14 protein-coding genes and 1 pseudogene are annotated in these 14,277 nt (G+C 68.8%); 7 read left to right on the plus strand and 8 right to left on the minus strand.

Annotation, left to right across the window (positions count from 1 at the left end; all coding sequences use genetic code 11):
- The 3 genes and pseudogenes from VE172_RS05890 to VE172_RS05900 form a co-directional block, all read left to right on the plus strand.
- A pseudogene (locus VE172_RS05890) lies at positions 1 to 325 on the plus strand (hypothetical protein); the annotation flags it as partial.
- A gap of 149 nt (positions 326 to 474) precedes the next feature.
- Positions 475 to 1,257 carry a G1 family glutamic endopeptidase gene (locus VE172_RS05895; RefSeq protein ID WP_324798510.1) on the plus strand — a complete coding sequence of 261 codons (783 nt, stop codon included), beginning with the start codon at positions 475 to 477 and terminating at the stop codon, positions 1,255 to 1,257.
- A gap of 96 nt (positions 1,258 to 1,353) precedes the next feature.
- Positions 1,354 to 1,839, plus strand: a complete 486-nt coding sequence (locus tag VE172_RS05900; RefSeq protein ID WP_324798512.1) for a hypothetical protein — start codon at positions 1,354 to 1,356, stop codon at positions 1,837 to 1,839.
- Here VE172_RS05900 and VE172_RS05905 read toward each other — a convergent pair.
- Complete coding sequence (locus VE172_RS05905) at positions 1,836 to 2,873, minus strand: zinc-dependent alcohol dehydrogenase family protein (RefSeq protein ID WP_324798514.1); 1,038 nt, start codon at positions 2,871 to 2,873, stop codon at positions 1,836 to 1,838. The two genes, VE172_RS05900 and VE172_RS05905, sit on opposite strands and share 4 nt — an antisense overlap.
- Positions 2,874 to 3,003: 130 nt before the next feature.
- On the minus strand, positions 3,004 to 5,700 hold the full coding sequence (locus VE172_RS05910) for a bifunctional acetate--CoA ligase family protein/GNAT family N-acetyltransferase (protein WP_324798516.1): 2,697 nt from the start codon (positions 5,698 to 5,700) through the stop codon (positions 3,004 to 3,006).
- Between the two features lie 265 nt (positions 5,701 to 5,965).
- Here VE172_RS05910 and VE172_RS05915 point away from each other — a divergent pair, with 265 nt between their 5' ends.
- Entirely contained in the window at positions 5,966 to 6,856 is an 891-nt protein-coding gene (locus tag VE172_RS05915) for a universal stress protein (protein WP_324798518.1), read from the plus strand.
- Between the two features lie 64 nt (positions 6,857 to 6,920).
- Here VE172_RS05915 and VE172_RS05920 read toward each other — a convergent pair whose 3' ends face one another.
- The 3 genes from VE172_RS05920 to VE172_RS05930 are packed head-to-tail and all read right to left on the minus strand — an operon-like array spanning position 6,921 to position 8,003.
- Positions 6,921 to 7,382: a cyclic nucleotide-binding domain-containing protein gene (locus VE172_RS05920; protein WP_324798520.1), complete on the minus strand. Its 462-nt coding sequence runs from the start codon at positions 7,380 to 7,382 to the stop codon at positions 6,921 to 6,923.
- Entirely contained in the window at positions 7,366 to 7,551 is a 186-nt protein-coding gene (locus VE172_RS05925) for a hypothetical protein (RefSeq protein ID WP_324798523.1), read from the minus strand. The genes VE172_RS05920 and VE172_RS05925 overlap by 17 nt, the downstream gene beginning before the upstream one ends.
- Complete coding sequence (locus VE172_RS05930; protein WP_324798526.1) at positions 7,548 to 8,003, minus strand: Crp/Fnr family transcriptional regulator; 456 nt, start codon at positions 8,001 to 8,003, stop codon at positions 7,548 to 7,550. The genes VE172_RS05925 and VE172_RS05930 overlap by 4 nt, the downstream gene beginning before the upstream one ends.
- A 286-nt stretch (positions 8,004 to 8,289) precedes the next feature.
- Between VE172_RS05930 and VE172_RS05935 the strand changes: the two genes are divergently transcribed.
- Positions 8,290 to 9,972, plus strand: a complete 1,683-nt coding sequence (locus VE172_RS05935; protein ID WP_324798529.1) for a sensor histidine kinase — start codon at positions 8,290 to 8,292, stop codon at positions 9,970 to 9,972.
- A gap of 7 nt (positions 9,973 to 9,979) precedes the next feature.
- On the opposite strand, the gene VE172_RS05940 is transcribed toward VE172_RS05935, so the two are convergent.
- The 3 genes from VE172_RS05940 to VE172_RS05950 all read right to left on the minus strand — a co-directional run bounded on the left by VE172_RS05940 (position 9,980) and on the right by VE172_RS05950 (position 12,328).
- Positions 9,980 to 10,639, minus strand: coding sequence for a response regulator transcription factor (locus tag VE172_RS05940; RefSeq protein WP_324798531.1), 660 nt, complete (start codon positions 10,637 to 10,639; stop codon positions 9,980 to 9,982).
- Between the two features lie 86 nt (positions 10,640 to 10,725).
- The gene (locus tag VE172_RS05945) at positions 10,726 to 11,742 is read right to left on the minus strand and encodes an Acg family FMN-binding oxidoreductase (protein ID WP_324798534.1); all 1,017 of its coding nucleotides are present in this window, start codon (positions 11,740 to 11,742) and stop codon (positions 10,726 to 10,728) included.
- 151 nt (positions 11,743 to 11,893) lie between these two features.
- Positions 11,894 to 12,328, minus strand: a complete 435-nt coding sequence (locus VE172_RS05950) for a universal stress protein (RefSeq protein ID WP_324798537.1) — start codon at positions 12,326 to 12,328, stop codon at positions 11,894 to 11,896.
- 205 nt (positions 12,329 to 12,533) lie between these two features.
- On the opposite strand from VE172_RS05950, the gene VE172_RS05955 reads away from it, so the two are divergent.
- Both VE172_RS05955 and VE172_RS05960 read left to right on the plus strand, forming a co-directional pair.
- Positions 12,534 to 13,079, plus strand: a complete 546-nt coding sequence (locus tag VE172_RS05955) for a hypothetical protein (RefSeq protein WP_324798540.1) — start codon at positions 12,534 to 12,536, stop codon at positions 13,077 to 13,079.
- Between the two features lie 247 nt (positions 13,080 to 13,326).
- Positions 13,327 to 14,277 (plus strand): NAD(P)/FAD-dependent oxidoreductase (locus VE172_RS05960; RefSeq protein ID WP_324798543.1); only part of this gene is annotated, 951 nt, incomplete at its 3' end.

Consider the following 14,277-nt stretch of genomic DNA (forward strand, 5'->3'; position numbering starts at 1 on the left):
TGACGAGATCGGCTATGCCACCGCGGCCGACGGGCGGCCGGGCTGGGTCGCGGCCATCGCCCGCGGCCCCGGGCATCCGAACACACTGGACGAATCCGTGCTGGCCCATACGTCCCCTGTGTACCTCGATTCCGGCGGCCGACGCGTCGCGCGGGCGGCCGATGCCCAGTGGTGCTTGGGTTTCCTCGACGCGCTGGAACGGTTCGTCGGCGAGCACGGACATTTCCACGCCGAGACCCGCGCGGCGCAGTACGGCGACTTCACGGCCGTGCTCGACCGCGCCCGCGCCCACTATCGGGCGGTGGCGGACAACCCCAGCGCCTGACCGCGGCCGAGGCGTTCACCTACATTGCGTGAATAGTTGGCTGCGCTGGATTCTTGTCGCGGTTTCGGGCGGGTCTTAGGGTGTGATGTGAGCGGGCCGCCGATGATTCGGGCGGCCCTTCCCCGGCCTCAAGAAATCGAGACATGCCCATGTATCTTTCCCGAATCCGCCGTTCGGCCGCCGTGATCACGGCGGCCGCGGCGATCCTGCTCGCCGTAGGCGCGACACCGGCTCAGGCCGCCACACCGGCCGCCACCTCGCCCCACGGCCACACCGCCCCGCTGTCGCCCGGGCACCACTCCGGCCGCACCACCGCGAACACCACCAGCACCAACTGGTTCGGGTACGCGGCTTCGGAGGGCGGCTACTCCTCGGTCGAGTCGACCTGGGTGGAACCCGCCGTCGACTGCTCCCAGGGCGGCCACGTGGTGTTCTGGGTCGGCCTGGACGGCTGGGGTTCCGGCACTGTGGAGCAGACCGGCTCGGGCGCCGACTGCGACAACGGCCGAGCCTCCTACTACGGCTGGTGGGAAACGTATCCCGCCAATGCGATCCAAAGCTACGACGACACGGTGAGGGCCGGCGACCAGTTCTACGCCAAGGTGACCTTCCTCGGCGGCAACGAATACACCCTGTACCTGGAAAACAGGACCGAGGGGTGGACGCGCAACCAGGACGTCTTCGGCGCGCAGGGCGCCTCCAACGCCAGCGCCGAGGTCGTCGGGGAAACCCCCAGCTACAGCGGCGGCAACGCGTCGCTGCCCGACTTCAACAGCGCCACCTTCACCGACAGCAATGTGGACGGCAGCCCGATCGGCAACTCCCGCCCGGACGCGATCGACCTGGTGCGAAACGGCGACCTGCTCGCCAGCACCGGTTCCCTGAACGGCGGCGGTGACGCGTTCGCCGTAACATGGCAGCGAAACTCCTAAAAGGGATTGCGCCCCATGACATACCCGGATCCATCCGGACAGTTCCAGCCGTCGCCAATGACTGGAACACCGGCGCCCCCCACACCGTACGGTTCGATGCCGCCCGGTGTCGGGGTGCCCGGCGCCAGGCCGAAGTCCGTCACCGCGGCGGCCGCGCTCATGGTGGCGATCGGCATCTTGTCCACTGTGGCGGGCGGATTCCTGATGTGGGAACTGTTCACCCTCCAGCCCGGCATGAGAAGCAGCTGGGAAGCCCAAAGGACCGTCGGCATCGTCATCGGATTCGGCTTCCTCCTGATCGGGCTGGGTGTCATCGGTCTGGCGCTGGCGGTGCTGCGCGGACGCCAATGGGCCCGCGTCATCACCTTCGTCGTATATGGATTCTTCATCTGTGTCGGCGCCGTCGGCCTGCTGCTTTTCGCCACCGTTTTTCAGGAGTTCACCTCGTCCAACACCATTAAGGACACCATAGGCACCTCCGGGGCGGTGACGATGCTGCTCGTGATGATCGCCGGGGTGGTCCTCCTGGTGCTGACGGTCGTGCTGCTGGCCCTACCGGGCGCCAAAAGGTTCTTTCGCTAGGAGACGACCACTTTCAGCGCCTCGCTCGTGCCCGGGTCGGCGAAGACGTCGTAGGCGTCGGCGAAGTCGTCCATGGCGAAACGGTGGGTGATGAAGCGACCCACGTCGATGCGCCCGGTGGTGACCAGGTTCAGCAGTGTGGGCGTGGAGTAGGTGTCGACCAGGCCGGTGGTGATGGTGATGTCCTTGTCCCACAGGTCTTCCAGGTGCAGGGTGGCCGGTGATCCGTGGACGCCGATGTTGGCCACCCGCCCGCCGGGGCGGATCAACCGCGTGCACAGTTCGAAGGTCGCGGGGACCCCGACAGCCTCGATGGCCACGTCGGCGCCGAGTCCGTCGGTGAGCTCGTTGATCCGCTCGACGGGATCGTCGGCGCTGTTGTTCACCGCCACGTCGGCGCCGAAGTCGCGGGCCGCGGCGACGCGGGACGCGGCCAGGTCGACGGCGATGATGCGCGCTGGGGAAAACAGTCTCGCCGTCATGATGGCCGCCAGCCCGATCGGTCCCGCGCCGACCACCGCGACGGTGTCGCCGGGGCGGATCTGTGCGTTGAGGACACCGACTTCGTAGGAGGTGGGGATGATGTCGGCCAGCATGAGCACCTGTTCGTCGCTGACGCCGGGCGGGATCGGGTAGGTGGAGTTGTCGGCGAAGGGGACGCGGACGTATTCGGCCTGGGTGCCGTCGATGCGGTGGCCGAGGATCCATCCCCCGCCGCCCAGGCACTGCCCGTAGCGGCCCTGGCGGCAGTAGTGGCAGTGCCCGCACGCCGAGACGCACGACACCAGGACGCGGTCGCCCGGTGTGACGTTGTTGACGGCACCACCGGTTTGGGTGATGGTGCCGACGGCTTCGTGGCCGAGGATGCGGCCGTCGGTGACGGCGGGAACGTCGCCTTTGAGGATGTGCAGGTCGGTGCCGCAGATGGTGACGGCATCGACATGGACGATGGCGTCGGTATCGTCTTCGAGTTTGGGCTCGGCCACCTCTTCCCACGCCTTGACGCCGGGACCGTGATAGACCAGTGCTCGCATGACAAACACCTCCAGTTTCGTTGTGTGGTAAACGAAGCCTTTCGCCAACGCCAGGCCCGGGCCAGGGGCGGACGAGCCCTGCTGTGGCGCCGATTCGCCGTTGGGCCCGGGGGCGAAGGTCCCTTTCCGGTCACGGCGCCCGCAACAAACGGGCCACCGGGTCTACCTCGGTGCCCAGCGCCGCGAGGCGCAGTTTGGCGTCGACGGCGACCACGCCTTCGGGCCCGGCGATGATCGGATTGAGATCGAGTTCGGCGATCTCCGGGACGTCCTCGGCCAGCCTGCCCAGCCGCAGGATCAGGTCCTCCAACGCGGCGATGTCCACCGGCGCCGAGCCCCGGTATCCGGTCAGCAGGGGCGCCGCCCGCAGCGCCCGCCACATTCCTGTGGCGTCCACATCGGTCAACGGGAGGAGACGGAAAACCCGGTCATCGAGCACCTCGGTGTTGACGCCGCCCATTCCCAGCAACACCAGGGACCCGAACAGGGGGTCGTGGACCACGCCGGCGGCCATCTCCACCGTCCCCTTGACCATCGGCTGGACAAGCACCGCGGGCCCGGGGTCCGCGAGCGCGATGGCGATGCCGTCGTACGCCGCGCGAACCGCGGCGGCGTCGCGCAGATCGACGTGGACCGCGTGGCGTTCGGTCTTGTGAACCAGCGCGGGGTCGGCGGCCTTGAGCACCACCGGGTAGCCCAGTTCACCGGCGGCCTCGACGGCCGCCGACGCCCCGGTGACGATCCTGCCGTCGATCGCCGGAATGCCATAGGCGGACAGCAATGCGGCGGCCCGATCGGGTGGCAGCCACCCGCCGCCGTCGATCAGGGCCCGCGTCACCAGGTCGCGTGCCGCGGTGGCGTCGATGCCGGGCAGGTCGACGTGTCGCCCGCGCGGGGCGCGCCGCCACGCGGCGTAGTCGGCGGCGTGGCCCAGCGCGGCGATCGCGCGTTCGGGCAGGTCGAACACGGGCACGCGGCGGGTCCCCAGGACCGTTGGCGCGTCGGTCATTCCCAACACGACGGCCGCCATCGGGATGTCACACCCGTCGGCCGCGAGACTCAGGGCCGCGATCGAACCGGGGACGTCGTTGGTTCCGGTGGCGGCGAACACCATGACGATCGCGTCGATCTCGCCGCTGGCCGCGAGCTCGTCGACCGTGGACCGCAGCGCCTGCGGGGAGGCCGCCGCGCCCAGATCGATCGGGTTGTCCACACTCGCCGCCCCACTGGCGATCCCGTCGAGCCTCGAGGACAAGCGAGGCGACAGCCGAGGGATCGACAGTCCGGCGTTTTCGGCGCTGTCGGCGGCCAGCACGTTGATGCCTCCGGCGTTGCCGACGATCGCCGCCCGGTTGCCCGCGGGCAACGGCTGATCGACCACGACGCGCGCGGCGTCGAGAAGCTCGCCGAGGGTGTCGGTCCTGATGACACCGGCCTGCGCGAACAGGGCGTCCACCGCCACGTCGGGCGCCGCGGCCGCGGCGGTGTGAGAGGCCCCGGCGCGACGCCCCCCGGCCGAGCGGCCGCTCTTGACGGCCAAGACCGGCTTCTCGCGGGCCACGGACCGCGCGACGTGAGCGAACTTGCGGGGGTTTCCGAACGATTCCAGGTAGAGACACACCGCGCGGCAGTCCGGATCGTTCTGCCAGTAGGCGAGCAGGTCGTTGCCGCTGACGTCGGCCTTGTTGCCGAGCGACACGAAACTGTGGACGCCTATGCCCGCCGCGGCGGCATGATGCAATACGGCGATCCCGACGGCCCCGGATTGCGACGCCAGCGCCAGTCCACCCGGTCGGGGAATCTCGGCGGCGAAGCTGGCGGCCAAACGAATCCGGGCGTCGGTGTTGATCAGGCCCAGACAGTTGGGTCCCACGAGCCGCATGCCGTGGGACCGGGCGCGGTGCACCAGCTCGCGTTGCACCGCGGCGCCGTCGTCGCCCGCCTCGCTGAATCCGGAACTGATGATCACCGCCGCGTGCGCTCCGGCGCGTCCGGCCGCGTCGACGACAGCGGTGACGGCCGCGGCGGGAACCGCGACGACGACCAGGTCCACGGGGCCGGGAAGCTCGGAGAAGGACGCGTAGGCGGGCTGCCCGGCGACGGTCTCGGCCGTCGGGTGAATCGGGTAGATCTCGCCGGTGAATCCGTAGTCGATGATGTTGCGCAGGATCCGGTGGCCGATGCCACGGGAATCGCGTCCGGCGCCCACGACCGCCACGGTCTTCGGCTCCAGCAGCGGCGTCAGGGAGTGCTGCTCGGCAAGGCGGTCACGTTCGGCGATATGCGCCAGGTCGCGCTCGCTCCACGCGGTCGACAACCCCGCGCTGACCACGCTCCCGGTCGGCGGCGTCAAGCCGTCGGGCGACAGGCCGCACATCACCTTCAACATGGCGAGATTGCTGGCCAGGATGTCGCCCGACAGGTAGGTGATGCCGCCGTGCCGGGCGAGGTCGGCGAGGCGCTCCAGCAGGAGGGTGCCGATGCCGCGGCCGTGCCGCGCCGCGTCCACGAAGACGGCGAACTCGGCACGATGCCTGTCGACCCGATGACGTTCGTACGAGGCGACCCCGATGATCTGGTCGTGCTCCAGCGCGACGATCGCGGCGAACTCGTCCGATGCCGGACGCGTCAGCCGCTCGACCTCGCGATCGATGCCGCCCTCGCCGCTGGTGAAGAAGCGGGAACGCAGCTGCTCGGCGCCGGCTCGCCGGTGCAGGGCGTCCAGCCCCTCGGCGTCGGCGGCGTCGACCTCGCGGATCTGAACGACGCGGCCGTCGCTCGTCAGCGCGTCGGCCGGTGGGTAGGCGGGCGGGTCTTGGGCGATCACGGTGGCCTCCTGTCGGCGAGGGGACCGGCCGCGACGTCGACCCATCCCGAGCGCGGCCCGGAATCGACGTCACCGGCCGCACGAGTCGATCCTGCTGTCGGCGGCCACCGCCACGCGAGGGCCGCCCGGGTCGCCACCGGTGGCCGTTGGACCCTGCCGGCTGCCGGTGAACGTCCCTGGCCGGTGGGGACGGTGGCTTCTCGCCGGGAATCGAATCCGTGGATGAGATGGATGTGACATCACCCGTTAGCAGGAAGGAAGACTCATGTCCGCTTCCGTCGTCGTGGCCGTAGACAAGTCCGAACAAAGCATGTCCGCAGTGGACTGGGCGGCCGCCGAAGCGTGGCGCCACCAACGTCAGCTGGTGATCGTTCACGTGCTGATGTTCCCGATGGTGGACCTGCCCGAGATCTCCGCCGAATACGGCAGGCAGATGGCGGGCGATCTGCGCGCCGAGGCACTGACCCTGGTGGCCGCCGCGGAGAAGCGCGCTCGCGACATCGCCCCCGATCTCAAGATACGCAGCGAGATCCATGATGGATATTCGGCCGCGGCGACGTTGTCGCGGCGATCGAGGAACGCGGCGCTCATGGTGCTGGGGCGGCGCGGCAGCGGGCGCTTCGCCGAGTTGCTCGTCGGCTCGACCGCCGCCCAGGTCACCGCGCACGCCGTGTGCCCGGTTGTCGTCATCCGCGACAGCCACCGCCCCGACGCGACATACCCCGGCCAGGTGATCGCCGCCGTGGACGGCTCGCCGTCGTCCCAGCCGGTGCTGGAATTCGCCTTCTCGGAGGCGGCGGCCCACGACACCGGCCTGGTCGCCATCCACGTGTGGGAGGACCCGTGGTCGTCGTCGTTCGCCGTGGTCCCGCCCACCGAGGATGAACTGTCGGAGGACCTCGATGAGGCCCGGCGCATGTTGTCCGAGGCGCTTGCCGGCTGGCGACAGAAGTTTCCCGAGGTCGCGGTGACCACCGCGACGCCACGCGGCGCGATCAATCGCACCTTGAGCGATCTGTCGGTGGGCGCGCGGCTTCTGGTGGTCGGGTCGCACGGCCACGGACAGTTCGCCGGAATGTTGCTGGGCTCCACCAGCCAGGCGATGTTGCACTACGCCCAGGCGCCGGTGGCGGTCGTTCGCCTGCCACGACAGTGACCTGCGGGGTCGGCACGGCCCGGTCGCCCCACGCCATCCCGGCGTGGGGCGACTGACAGGGTGTTCAATCTCGAGGGACGTCGGCGCCCAGCATCCGCTCGCGGGTGGCTTGTAGACGCCTCACGACCACGCCGAGAAAGCACTCGTACAGTCCCGCGCTCATGCCGGGTTCGGTGACACGCAGACGGCGGATGGCCGCCGCGTCGAACGCCAGGGCCAATACCCGGTCTTGCGCCACCGCACCGAAGCGCCACGTGTATGGAGGCACCAGCCAGGACCAACCCAGTATCGAATCGGGGCCGACGGTCTCGATCGCGACCGGCTCCCGACCCGGGTCCTCGATCTGGATGGTGACATGGCCCTGGCACAACAGCCAGAACCGGTTGGCGGCACCACCCTGATGGAAGATCGTGTCGCCCGCGCGGAAGGTCGTCCTGTGCGACCACATGGACAGTCGCTTCACATACGTCTCGTCCATGCCGTCCAGAAAGGGGTGGGTCGTGACGAGATCAGGCGTGGATGTCACTGTTCCTCCCGTTCAACAGCAGCGCGACGCGTTCGGCGATCGACGGATCGGCCGACTCGGACAGAACGGCCACCGCCGCCACCAGGTCGGCCATGCGTTGGTCCAGCCGTTGGAGACGTTCTTCGACGTGAGCGGGTGCGTCCGGCCGCTCGAAGATCACTTTGCTCATCGCTTTTCTTCCGATACTTCAGTGGGCATGAGGACGGAGCGGCGCCGCGCCGCTTGAAGCCGCCTGAGCAGCACCTCGCACACCTTCTTGACGAAGCGATATCCCAACTCGGGTTCGCTGTCCAGGAATCGCGAGAGCCGATCGGTGTCCAGGTAGACCGCCGACACATCCGAGACGGTGACCGCACCGAAGTGCCACAGGTGAGGCGGAAGCAGCCACGACCAGCCGATCACGTCCCCGGGTCCCAGCGAGTCCACGACCACCGTGCCGTCGTCGATGTCGACGAGGCCGCGTTCTATCACCCAGCAACCCCGGGCGTGCGTGCCTTCGTGAAACAGCCGCTGACCGGCCTGGTACGTGACTTCGCGGCCCGTGGCACCCACAAGGGACAGTTCCTCGTCGGTCAGGGTCGAGAAGAATTCGAAACCGGTCAGGAATCCTGAGTACGTCATGACGGTCCTTTCTGACGGGGCGACAAGCCAAGCCTCGTCGTGGCTCGGTCGCCCCGGCAGGGGCGAAACGCTCGCGCCCGCGTGGACCTGTGGACGCCGTTGTCCGGAGGAGGCGGGGACTTTCGGCCCTGGTTGACCGAATCGGGCACACGTTCGTCACGGATGTGTTGCTCGGGGCTACCGAACGTGCGATGATCTCGGGTGGTGGGGCGAACCGTGACTCGTTTCAGGAGCGGCAGTGGTTGATGTCGATCCACCAGCTGACGAGGAAGCCGACTCAAAACCCGTGAGGGCAAGACTGACGGGCCTGCGGATCAACGAGCAGTTGACCGAGCTGCAGCAACAGCTGGCGGAGATTCTGCGCACCCGTGACCAGATGCAAAGCCTGCTGGACGCGGTGATGGCGGTAGGTGCGGGGCTCGAGCTGGACTCCACCCTGCAACGCATCGTCCAAGCCGCCGTCGACCTGGTCGACGCGCACTATGGGGCCCTGGGGGTGCTCGGCGGTCACGAGGGGTTGTCGGAGTTCGTGTACGTCGGCATCACCCGACGGCAGCGGGCACGCATGGGGCATCTTCCCGAAGGGCACGGCCTGCTCGGCCTGCTGATCGAACACCCGCGGGTGATTCGGGTCCCGGAGCTGGGGAAACATCCGGCATCGGTGGGTTTCCCCGCCCATCATCCGCCCATGAAGAGCTTCCTGGGGGCGCCGGTCCGGGTGCGTGACGAGATCTTCGGCAACCTGTACCTCACCGACAAGCAGACCGCCCCCGAGTTCAGCGCCGATGACGAGGTGGTCCTCCAGGCCCTGGCCACGGCGGCCGGCATCGCGATCGAGAACGCCCGGCTGTTCGGGCAGGCCCAGGCGCGGCAGCGCTGGATGGAGGCGTCGGCCTCCGTACGCGCGGGCCTGATGGCGGGCACGTCCGCCGAGGAGACGCTGTCCCTCCTGGCCAGCACCGTGAGGGAGCTGTCGAACGCCAATTGCGTGCTCATCCTGGTACCGGTCCCTCAGCAGGAGGGGGTCATGACCGTGCACGCGGCGGCCGGTGACGGCGACGACGCCTTGGACGGGGCCACCATCGGCCTCAGCCCGATGTTCGTTCAGGAGACCCTCGACGACGGCCGAACCCAGGTCGTGGCCGATCTGCCCACGGAGATCTCCAGCGGGCTGGGCGCTCGCGCCGGGACCTTCGGGCCCGCCGTGGTCGCCCCGCTTCGCACCGCCGCGGGCGACAACGGTGTCCTGCTCGTGATCCGGAACAAGGGCGGTGCGCCGTTCGACCCCGACCTGGCGCCCATGCTGGCGTCCTTCGCGGACCAGGCGGCCGTGGCCTTGGAGGCCGCCGAATCCCAACGGGCCCAACGTCTTCTCGATGTGCTCGCCGACCGGGACCGCATCGCCGGCGATCTGCACGATCACGTCATCCAACGCCTGTACGCCGGAGGCATGAACCTGCAGGGGATCCTTCCCCGCGTCACGGACCCGGGTGCGCGCGAGCGGATCACCTCGGTGGTGGAGCAGCTGGACCAGACGATTCACGAAATCCGCTCGACCATCTTCAACCTGAACACCGGCGATGCGCCGGGCGCGGACAGTCTCCGCAGGCGGATACTCGACGCCGCGGGTTCCGAAGGCGGATCCGCGCCAACGCCAGCGGTGCGGATCTCGGGCCCGATCGACACCCTGGTGCCCACCCACATCGGCAACCATGCCGAAGCCGTCGTCCGCGAAGCCGTCAGCAACGCGGTGCGTCATGCCTCGCCTTCATCCGTCGTGGTGACCATCGACGCCGCCGACGAGCTGGTGGTGGAGGTGATCGACGACGGCTGCGGCATTCCGGACACGGTGGCCCGTAGCGGACTGGCGGGGCTTCAACGCCGTGCCGAGTCCTGCGGCGGACGTTTCACCGCGGCCGCGCGGCCGGAGGGCGGTACCCGGGTGGTCTGGAGTGCTCCGCTGTCGTGAGCGGGGCTCACTCGTCGCGGCCGGGTTTGTGCCCGCGGACCCGCAGCTCCGCCGACAGGACGGCGGCCTGGGTACGGCTGGTCATGCGGAGCTTGGACAGCAGGTGCGAGACATAGTTCTTCACGGTCTTTTCGGCCAGATACATCCGCGAGGCGATCTGCCGGTTGGTCAGGCCCTCGCCGATGAGGTCCAGAACCTGACGTTCCTGATCGGACAGTTCGTGAAGCGGGTCCACCGCATCCTGTTGATGCCGGATCCGGGCCAGCAGGGCGGTGGTCATCTTCGCGTCGAGCAGTGATTGTCCACTGGCGACCGTCTTGACCGCAGTGGTCAGATCGGTGCCCAGGATCTGCTTGAGGACGAATCCCGACGCGCCCGCCATGATCGCGTTGAGCAACGCGTCGTCGTCGTTGTACGAGGTGAGCATGAGGCAGTTCAGCCGCGGCAGCCGTGACTTCAGCTCGCGGCACAGCTCGACGCCGTTGCCGTCCGGAAGGCGCATGTCCAAAATGGCCACGTCGGGATCGGCGGCGGGAATTCTCGCCAGCGCTTCGGCGACCGACGAGGCTTCCCCCACCACCTCGAGGTCGTCGTCGCTTTCCAGGACACTGGCGATGCCCCGCCTGACGACCTCGTGATCGTCGACGAGAAAAACCCTTGCGACCATGGTGCCAACCTCCGACGCTGGTGAATGTGACGTTACCGCAATATGGATCGTGGGCCGTCGACGCGGCACACGCGGTGTCGTTTCGGTCATGGCCGGGACCCCTTGACGATCGCTTCTTCCGGAATCCGTGGCGTCCGAACGGGTTCGGGCTCCGGCCCCGGATGGCCGACGCGCACGACCATGACGGGATGGCCCGTTTCGGAAAGCAACTGCCGCAACAGTTCGCGAGTCGCGTCGAACTCCAGCGGCAGGCTCATCGGCAGCACCGCCAGTCCCGCCTCGGTCGCGGTCAGCCACAGGCGATTGAGCGCCTCACCGGCCCGCAGCCAGTCCACAGGCGTGTCGCCGTCGGCGAACACGACGACATATCGCCCGTGGCGATCGTCGCCGGGCACCGAAGGATCGCCGAAGCGGGGCGGCACCCGGCCGTGGTCCGAATGCTCGGACAGCACCGGTCCGGGAATCCCCGAGTGCCGGTGGCCGTCACCGCCGACCCACCGCTCGCGCTCGTGAATCCGACTCGGCGCGTCCTCCTCGAGCTCCCGCGCTCGTTGCACGATCCTGACCAGCTCCGTGACGCGGTCCGCCGGAACCAGGTATAGACAGGTGTTCTCGGCCTCGACGGCATCGCGCAGGGTGTCGAGCACGGCGGCCCCGACCGGACGGGCGTCGAGCCGGCGCCGGTCGGTGCGCCGCCGCGCCATGGTGCGGAAGTGTCGCAGGTCCCGACGATCGATGCCGATGCGGGAGCCGAGCCTCACGCGGGCCAGCAACATGGGCGACCGCGGATCGGGGAAGCGGGCCACGTCGGGCTCCCAGCCCTGGGCGGCGAGCGCGGCACGGCAGTAGTGCAGCGCGGCACCACAACTGACGGTCAGCATCCGCTTCTCGGGATCCGCGACCGACAGCCGGCGATCGCGGTCGGCCCACAGCTCCAGGACGCCGGAACGAAGATCCCATTCCCACGGCTGGGTGTTGTGAATCGACGGGGCGAAACGCGCGGCCGCCGCGGCGTTGTTGAGGATCGCCGTCACGGGTGTTCTCGCCGAAACCGCCGACGTGGTGGCCGCTGCGGCGCCATGGGAGCGCTTGGCATGAGTCATGTTCGAAGTCTCGCCCTCGCCGGGCCGGATCAACAGGGACCAATCACGTCGAGCCGATGCGAAAGGTCCCCTTGTTCGCGGCGACGGCGCTCCCTCAAGGTCCCGTCGCCTAGGGTCGTCCGGCCCTGGCGCCACGGCGGCGGAGGCCCCTTCAGCCCGGCATGCCGGCGGGGATGACCATCACCGGGCACGTGGCGGCGCGAACGCATTCCTCGGCCACCGAACCCAAGACAGCGTGGTGCAGGCGGCTGAATCCGTGGCTGCCCAACACGAGCATGCGCGCGTCGACGGCCGCTTTGGTCAGGACCGTCGAGGCGCGGCCCCGTCTGGTCCGGCCGGTGAGCGTCGGTGGCTGGTCCGGCGCCGCCGCGCGGATCTCGGCGGCCAGGACGTCTTCGGCACGCTGCTCCTCCTCGGCCGGGCTCGTGGCCGACACCAACGAGCCTTCGATGCCGTCCCAGTCCCACACGGTGATGGCCTCGACGGAGGCGTTGGTGCGCGCGGCCTCCCGCAACGCCCATGCCAATGCCCGCCGCGCGGGTTCGGAGCCGTCGAGCCCGACCACGATGCGATCTTCGGTGTTCATGACGTTTGTCCCTCCGGGTTGTCGATCGATGCACCGCCAGACTGGCGCCGGGCCGGTGGATGCGGCAGGGACCAATGACCGTCCCGCCGCGGGAACTTCGGAGGCGACATCGACCCCGTCCGGCTCTAAACCGCGCGCGCTTGAGGCGATGAACTGGAGGCGATCCCGGAGATGGAGAACCGGGGCTGCCCGAAAGGACGTTGACATGACAACCACCCATCGCACGGAACACCACGGCGATGTCACTCTCGCCGACGCGCCGAGAGATATTCTGGTCCGACGGATCTGGGCGGTGGCCCGGATCGCGGTCGGCTGGATCTTCCTGTGGGCGTTTGTGGACAAGCTGTTCGGCCTGGGTTTCGCGACTCCCGGACAGGGCGCGTGGCTCCAGGGCGGCAGCCCCACCGAAGGATTCCTGGCGCACTCGGCGAGCGGTCCGTTCAAGGACCTCTATACGTCGATCGCCGGCGCCGGCTGGGCCGACTGGCTGTTCATGCTCGGCCTGCTGGGTATCGGCGCCGCGCTCATCCTGGGCATCGGCATGCGCATCGCGACGATCGGCGGCGCCGTCCTGCTCGTCCTGATGTGGACGGTCGTCATGCCGCCCGAGACCAACCCGGTGATCGACGACCACATCATCATGGCGATCCTGCTGCTCGGGCTGGCCGCGGCCCGCGCCGGGGACACCTGGGGGTTGGGTGCCCGGTGGAAGGGGACCTCGCTGGTCAAGTCCATGCCATTTCTGAGGTAGCCGTCTCGAGTCGGCGCGAAATCGCCACGCCACAACGGAGTCGGGCCCGCGGGCCCGACTCCGCTCCCGTCTGGTTCAGGGCCAAAACGCACCGCCCGCAGGGACCTTTGCCTTGCCACCGCGCGGTCCGGTGGTCCCGCCCATCGGGTAGCGATCGGCACTGCGTTCGCGGCGCGAAACCGACGAGCCTTGGGGGCGAGACAGGCGCACGCGATGTGCGCCGATACGAGCGGAAGGAGCGACCGTCATGGAACCTCGCGTATTGATCCTCGGCGGTGGATTCGCCGGACTGGAGACCGCTTTCACCCTGCGACAACGACTCCGGGGCAAGGTCCGAATCGGCCTGGTTTCCGGCCAGAGGGACTTCGTGTTCAAACCGAACACGATCTACCTGCCGTTCGGCGCGGCCGAGTCCAAGCTGCGCATCGGGTTGGAGCGCCCGCTCGATCGTCGCGACATCGACTTTCACCGCGCCGTGGTCCGTGATGTCGACACCACCAACCGCGTGGTCCAGACCTCCGATGACCAGCGACTCGGCTACGACTTCCTCGTGGTCGCCACCGGTGCGGCCATGCGCCCCGAGGAGGTGCCCGGGCTCAGCGACAACGCCCAGATGATCTGGACGCCCCGTCAGATGCGCGCCCTGGGCGACCGCCTGGCGGAGCTACGGGACGCGGCCCGGGCGGGCGAGCACCGCGACGTGCTGTTCGTGGTGCCACCGAACAACAAGTGTTCCGGGCCCCTGTACGAGATGGTGTTCATGCTGGAGACCTGGTTGCGGCGCAACAGGATCCGCGACCGGGTGACGATCACCTGGGCGACCTATGAGGACGGCTACATTCAGGCATTCGGTCCGCGTCTGCACCAGGTGGTGTCGGAGGAGTTCGCCGCCCGCGGCATCGACGGCCACACGGCGATGTCCGTCCGAGAGGTGCTTCCCGACCAGGCCATATTCCACAATGGCGAGAAGCGGCGATTCGACCTCTTGGTCGCGTTCCCGCCGTACGTGGCCGCCGTGGACTACCCCGGCCTCCCCGCCGATCGCCGGGGATTTCTGCGCACCGAGTTGACCACCCGCCAGGTCTTTGGGCATCCCGAGATCTACGCCCCGGGCGACGCCGGCGACTTCCCGGTCAAGCAGGCGTTCCTGGCGTTTCTCCAGGCCGACGCCGTCGCCGACGACATCGCCGCCCACGTC

It is taken from the genome of Stackebrandtia sp. (genome assembly GCF_035643755.1).
In the GTDB taxonomy this organism is placed as follows: domain Bacteria; phylum Actinomycetota; class Actinomycetes; order Mycobacteriales; family Micromonosporaceae; genus Stackebrandtia.

What these genes read in the sequence shown, in the direction of transcription:
- VE172_RS05925 (WP_324798523.1), bottom strand. Translation starts at nt 7,551, where the DNA reads ATGAGCAAAGTGATCTTCGAGCGGCCGGACGCACCCGCTCACGTCGAA.
- VE172_RS05930 (WP_324798526.1), bottom strand. Translation starts at nt 8,003, where the DNA reads ATGACGTACTCAGGATTCCTGACCGGTTTCGAATTCTTCTCGACCCTG.
- VE172_RS05915 (WP_324798518.1), top strand. Translation starts at nt 5,966, where the DNA reads ATGTCCGCTTCCGTCGTCGTGGCCGTAGACAAGTCCGAACAAAGCATG.
- VE172_RS05955 (WP_324798540.1), top strand. Translation starts at nt 12,534, where the DNA reads ATGACAACCACCCATCGCACGGAACACCACGGCGATGTCACTCTCGCC.
- VE172_RS05940 (WP_324798531.1), bottom strand. Translation starts at nt 10,639, where the DNA reads ATGGTCGCAAGGGTTTTTCTCGTCGACGATCACGAGGTCGTCAGGCGG.
- VE172_RS05950 (WP_324798537.1), bottom strand. Translation starts at nt 12,328, where the DNA reads ATGAACACCGAAGATCGCATCGTGGTCGGGCTCGACGGCTCCGAACCC.
- VE172_RS05895 (WP_324798510.1), top strand. Translation starts at nt 475, where the DNA reads ATGTATCTTTCCCGAATCCGCCGTTCGGCCGCCGTGATCACGGCGGCC.
- VE172_RS05900 (WP_324798512.1), top strand. Translation starts at nt 1,354, where the DNA reads ATGCCGCCCGGTGTCGGGGTGCCCGGCGCCAGGCCGAAGTCCGTCACC.
- VE172_RS05905 (WP_324798514.1), bottom strand. Translation starts at nt 2,873, where the DNA reads ATGCGAGCACTGGTCTATCACGGTCCCGGCGTCAAGGCGTGGGAAGAG.
- VE172_RS05945 (WP_324798534.1), bottom strand. Translation starts at nt 11,742, where the DNA reads ATGACTCATGCCAAGCGCTCCCATGGCGCCGCAGCGGCCACCACGTCG.